Origin of the sequence: Microcoleus asticus IPMA8, assembly GCF_013179805.1 — a bacterium.
Taxonomy (GTDB): Bacteria; Cyanobacteriota; Cyanobacteriia; order Cyanobacteriales; family Microcoleaceae; genus Microcoleus; species Microcoleus asticus.
The window spans coordinates 1-4,842 of the sequence record NZ_SRRZ01000226.1 but is presented as its reverse complement, the minus strand read 5'-3'; the positions used below and the strand labels follow the sequence as shown (position 1 = coordinate 4,842).

Genomic DNA, 4,842 nt, shown 5'->3' with positions numbered 1-4,842 from the left:
TTGCCATTGATAATACTTATAAACTACATAAAAATTAGTCCGAGATAACTGTAGCATATTTTGGGTTAAAGTTAAGATGCGTTTACCCTGCTTCCCAAAGGCTTTCCATACCGAACTTTTCCCATTTATGTAAAACGGCTCTCACTGTTTGTGAAGCCCAGTTAAAGTGAGCAGCTATTTTCTCAACATACCAGCCATGTGCATTTAACCTGATTACAAGAGCTCGATCTTTGACTTTTTGTGGGATATTTGCAGTTCTCAGGTTTAATAGGGTTTTGTCTTGCTTTTGAGTGAGAAATACCCTGAATCGAGCGCCCATATATTAGTTACCTCACTAGAGCTATTTCTTCGTTTACTTATCTTAACATCGTTGTGTTTTTCCGCACCGACTTACTTAACTCTAACCATCGATGCCGCCATCTACGAGCCATGAATCGAGTGATGCTCAATTCCCGTCCAATATCACGGTTATTCTTCCCTTTGTCTGCCAGCAGAATTATTTTTGTTCGCAGTGCTATTTGTTGTGGCGTGCTACGGCGATTGAGCAGCTTTTATAACTCTTGACGCTCACACTCACTTAGGGTTAATGATTTTGGAGCTAATTGTGCCATGTTCTCGTTCCTTATGTCTGTTCTGAGTGCAATTTATCTGAGTTAGCCCCAGTCTCCCATAAAATAGGTACTTTACTTCCGCCATGCTGTACTAGGTCAATGACTGGGAGGTTAAATTATTTCAGCCGAGCATATCAAAATCTAAAGTCTACTAATTTAGTAATCGCCGAAATTCTTGATATTGCGTACTGTTCGGCAATACTACTCCTATACAATGTAGAAGTCACTTGGCTCTCTACTTTGCTATGGTGCGGTGCGAAGTAGGGTCATAATTCACTGTAGACATTTTTCGAGCAATTAAAAAGTTCGCAGACAGATTGCTCCTGCGGGTCTTTTGGATTTTAGATTTTAGATTTTAGATTTTAGATTTTGACGATGCTGCACAGCTCTTTAAACAGTTCGCGGATGCACCGGGCAATGACCCGCTGGCGGGCTAGCTTGACCGGGGTGCCGCCTTTTTTGCGCCGCCTCAAGTTTTCGGCCGGCGACATTTGCTCGGCATCCTTACCCTGACCGTAAACAAATTTTAGCGGCGGATTGTTTCGGCTCACTTCTAGGCGCGTGAAACACCACTGCCACAGCGCTTTTCTGCAGAGCGCGCTGCCTGACTGTTTGCCCTTCTTTTTCTGACCGCTGTCCTCTCGAACGACTCCCATGCCGACGGCTCGCATGAAGCGCCGCTCTGAAAGTTTGAGTTTCGATTCTTTCCCGGTCTGGCGGTTCTTGCGAAGCTTGACTTCCGGCTGAGAGTCTTTGAGGAAGTCTTCGATCGGGTAAATAGCTCCCAGCAAGTAGCCTTGGAGTTGATACCCAAATCCGAATTTTGTAAAAATTCGGCGATACTCCGCAAACTGCGGACTGTCGATCAGCTCGACCAACTGTTTTTTGAGCTTGAAGATTTCCTCCTCAATTTCGCAGTATTGTTTAGCTGCCCAGCGAGTTTGCGGCTCAATCCCGGAGCCGATCGTTCCCTCCAAAATGCGATCGTACTTTTTGGATTTCCGGCGACCCGCCAGCCAGCCCCACAGCAGCGGCGGCAGTTCCTCTTGCAGTTTTGCCGATTTGACCAAGGCAATCTCCGGACACTGCCACGCTAGCTCTTGCCTCATTCGATTTACGATTGGGCTTTGTACTCGGTTGAGGTGTTCCAGCCGCAGACAAACGTGCTTGATGTGGCTGACTAGGGGGTCGCGGATTTTGAGGTAGCTGTCGGGCCCTTTGTCGAAATACCAGCAGGCGATCGCAAATGCGTCGATATCATCCGTTTTGGCTCCACTTTTACCTTCTTTTCCCATCAACTCCGCCCTGTAGTTGGGGAGCTTGCTGTTAGAAATCATCCGCACTTCGCAGCCCCAGTCGCCCAATTTGTTCATCCACAATCGGGCGTAATTCATCCCGGTCGGTTCGCAGATGGCGACAATTTTATCAGCGTTGAAGCTTTCTATTTTTGCCTTTAACTTATTCAAATTTTCAAGGTTCGAGCGGTATACGTCGATATCGGCGTCGAAGTAATTCTCGCGGGGGTTGCTGGGTTTTTCCAGCATAAAACACGCGGCAATTGACGACCGAGAAACGTCAATGCCGACGATTAAATATTTCATCTAGTTTAGGGAGAGTGACAGTTGAAAGGACAAGAGAGCCTACGAATCTCCCAAAAGCAATTAAGCTTACTTCACTGATTAAGGCTCGTTTATTTTGTCCGGTTTGATGCAGGCTGGCGCTTACGAATTATGAATAGCAATTAAGCTAATTTCTGCGTTAAAGCGCCACTCGTCCGAGGACTCGTCCCGCGACTCCCTTATTAAGGGGAGTTTCGGCCGCTGAGTCGAGGCGGCCATCTTCAGGCGGATTATTCGTCAACTAGGCGGTTGTATTCAGCTTCGGCGGCTTTGTATTTAGCCGAGCCGCCTTTGTTGACTCCCCACAATTCGAGGATTATTTTTGCTTTACCGTAGCCGCGCGCTTTTAACTGCAAAATCCGTTCTAATCGTTCAGAATCCTCCTTTGTTAATGAAGTTTGCTCAGAACGTTCTACCAGTTCCGTTTCGTCACAAGTCAGTGCCATTAAACGTTCCAGCCTTTCTACGTCTTCCGAACGTTCCGGCGCGCCGTTCAAAATCCGTTCTGCTTCGTTCTGCCTTTCTTGCTGGGAAATGTAAGCGCTCGTCGAGATTTCATCAATCACGTCGGCAGTAATTGCGCGCGTCTTGATTGTTTCGATTTCTCCTTCTGCTGACAGTTTGCGGGCAATATTTCCCGCTTGTACGGCGCAAGCAATAGCAGTACCGAGGCTCAAGCCTTGGACTGATTTGTGCCAGCCGATGCGTTTATCAAGTGCGATTAAAGGACTTAACCAAAGGGCTAATGCTGTGCCGGACAAGGCAAACAGTTTCAGGTGCATAAGAACACCCCCAGACCGATTAACAACATTGCTAAACCGCCAATTAACAAAGCTTGAAAATCAGCCACCGAGATTTTAAGCAAGTTGCTTATAGAGTAGTCAAGCAACCAACTTAAACTCCAAACAACTGCAATTGCCGCGAGCAAACACAAAACGGCTCGGAGTGTGTTTGGGTGCAAAGACGCTAGCCAGCCAAGGAAGCTAGCAGCGATGCACCCGGCTACAAAATAGTTACCGAGGTACATCGCTCGCATTAGTTTGCCCCCGTTAGTTTGGCTGTAATTGCATCAATCCGAGTGCGGGCGTTACTGTCTGCTTTGTCAATTCCAAGCCCCAACCGCGCATAACCCGGCCGCAGTCCGTGCAGTTTTTTAGCTAGTCCTGCATTGGCGCGCACCTTGCCGAGTTCGTTCTCTGCTACGACTCCTTCATATTTGCGGTGCTCTTTGTGCACGGTTTTGTCAGCCGCTTCTATTTTGCCGAGCGCTTTGTAGCTCCGCTTTGTGTGCCGCGCGTCCTCAGTTTTTTGCTTTGCCAATTCCTTGAGCTTGTCGGCTTCTTCGCGGTCGAAGTAGCGAGGCGCGGGAACCACCGGAACCGATCGAATTGAGTCAAAATTACCGGGGTTTGTCGGCGAGATGGCGGCCGCGTCGGTCGCGGCTAGCACCTTAGATTTATCTATGGCGTGGTTGCCGCCGCTGCTGGTCATTTTCCCAGCGTCAGATTGATTGCCACCAAAAAGTCGTAACTGTATGCTCATGATTTGGCTCCGATTTGAATGTGAATTTGTACGGGGGGAATGGGAAAAAGTTTTGACGGGCTGATATGTTGCAGCAGTGGACGCGCGAGTACGAACACCCCCGCGGAAGCGAGCGTGATGGCGGCGAGCTGGGGAAAATCAACCCAGTTTAAAAAGTTGGTTGGCGGGGGTTGCCAACCGCCCCGGTTAGTCCAATTTGCGGGGGCGTTATTGTCTGGAAACTCAACACCGTAAGAATTCAACAGCGCTTCCCAGGTTGAAGTTTTAGAAAGTTTGCCAAACGGTTTAGCGTTTTCGTTTGTGAAGCCTCGCTCAAGCGCGATCGCCTTGAGCCGGTCAATTCGGCGCTGGCTGCCGATAGGTTTGGTTGCGGTCATGTGTTATGAAGGTATGAGGAATAGGCGCAAACAAGTTGAATCCGTCTGGTAGAAACGGTTAACCACATTAACCGTTTCTATTCTTGGACGCGAACTGAGGCGGTTAACTGTCAACCTCAATCCTGTAAACCGTCTGACCCGGTTCTTTGCGCCAAACTCGCAGCAATTCTTCAATAACTGCGTTTACCTTTCCGCTGGTAACAGTTTCGGTAAACTCTTGCGCTTTTTCTGAAAGCTCGTTAGCTATTTGTTGAGGGCTTTTGCCAAAAATTGAAGCCAAAGATTCGATCGCGATGGAAGACGTGAGAGCGGTAGAGAAAATGATTTGCTTTTCTTCCATCGGCAAGTCCATCATGCCGATCGGTGGCTGCGAGCTACCGTCTGCAACTATTTGGATCGAATTGAGGTTTAGCTCGCAACCGTCCAGGCAGTTGTCGAGCACTTCTGCAAGTTGCTGCAGCTCGCGATAGTTTCCTTGACTTTTGAGAATCAAATCGGCGATTTGCACGTCGAGGGCAACTATTTCGGCTTGGATTTGGGGTCGGATTGGGGGCAAGTCTGAATGCCTGTAAGTGAAAGTATTGTGCATGGGTGTTTTCCTGCTAGGATGAGTCCGACACTTCGTCGGATCTATTCGGCGGGCTGATAGCTTTTTGATGGCATTTTGATAGCTTTTTGATAGCAAATCCTCTG

The 4,842-nt window shown here is 48.2% G+C and carries 7 protein-coding genes; all 7 read right to left on the bottom strand.

Going from position 1 to position 4,842, the window contains the following annotated elements:
* Positions 1 to 82 precede the first annotated feature (82 nt).
* Positions 83 to 319 carry a helix-turn-helix domain-containing protein gene (locus tag E5S67_RS30955; RefSeq protein ID WP_172193151.1) on the bottom strand — a complete coding sequence of 79 codons (237 nt, stop codon included), beginning with the start codon at positions 317 to 319 and terminating at the stop codon, positions 83 to 85.
* 37 nt (positions 320 to 356) lie between these two features.
* A complete protein-coding gene (locus tag E5S67_RS34930; RefSeq protein WP_479686944.1) occupies positions 357 to 512 on the bottom strand; it encodes a helix-turn-helix domain-containing protein in 156 nt (51 codons plus the stop codon).
* 461 nt (positions 513 to 973) lie between these two features.
* Entirely contained in the window at positions 974 to 2,212 is a 1,239-nt protein-coding gene (locus E5S67_RS30945) for an IS110 family transposase (protein ID WP_172193149.1), read from the bottom strand.
* 248 nt (positions 2,213 to 2,460) lie between these two features.
* Positions 2,461 to 3,012 (bottom strand): hypothetical protein, encoded by a 552-nt coding sequence (locus E5S67_RS30940; RefSeq protein ID WP_172193147.1) that lies wholly within the window; start codon positions 3,010 to 3,012, stop codon positions 2,461 to 2,463.
* A gap of 253 nt (positions 3,013 to 3,265) precedes the next feature.
* The gene (locus tag E5S67_RS30935) at positions 3,266 to 3,772 is read right to left on the bottom strand and encodes a hypothetical protein (RefSeq protein WP_172193145.1); all 507 of its coding nucleotides are present in this window, start codon (positions 3,770 to 3,772) and stop codon (positions 3,266 to 3,268) included.
* The gene (locus E5S67_RS30930) at positions 3,769 to 4,149 is read right to left on the bottom strand and encodes a hypothetical protein (protein WP_172193143.1); all 381 of its coding nucleotides are present in this window, start codon (positions 4,147 to 4,149) and stop codon (positions 3,769 to 3,771) included. The genes E5S67_RS30935 and E5S67_RS30930 overlap by 4 nt, the downstream gene beginning before the upstream one ends.
* Before the next feature lie 103 nt (positions 4,150 to 4,252).
* A partial coding sequence (locus tag E5S67_RS30925; RefSeq protein ID WP_216670831.1) for a hypothetical protein occupies positions 4,253 to 4,842 on the bottom strand: 590 nt, incomplete at its 5' end.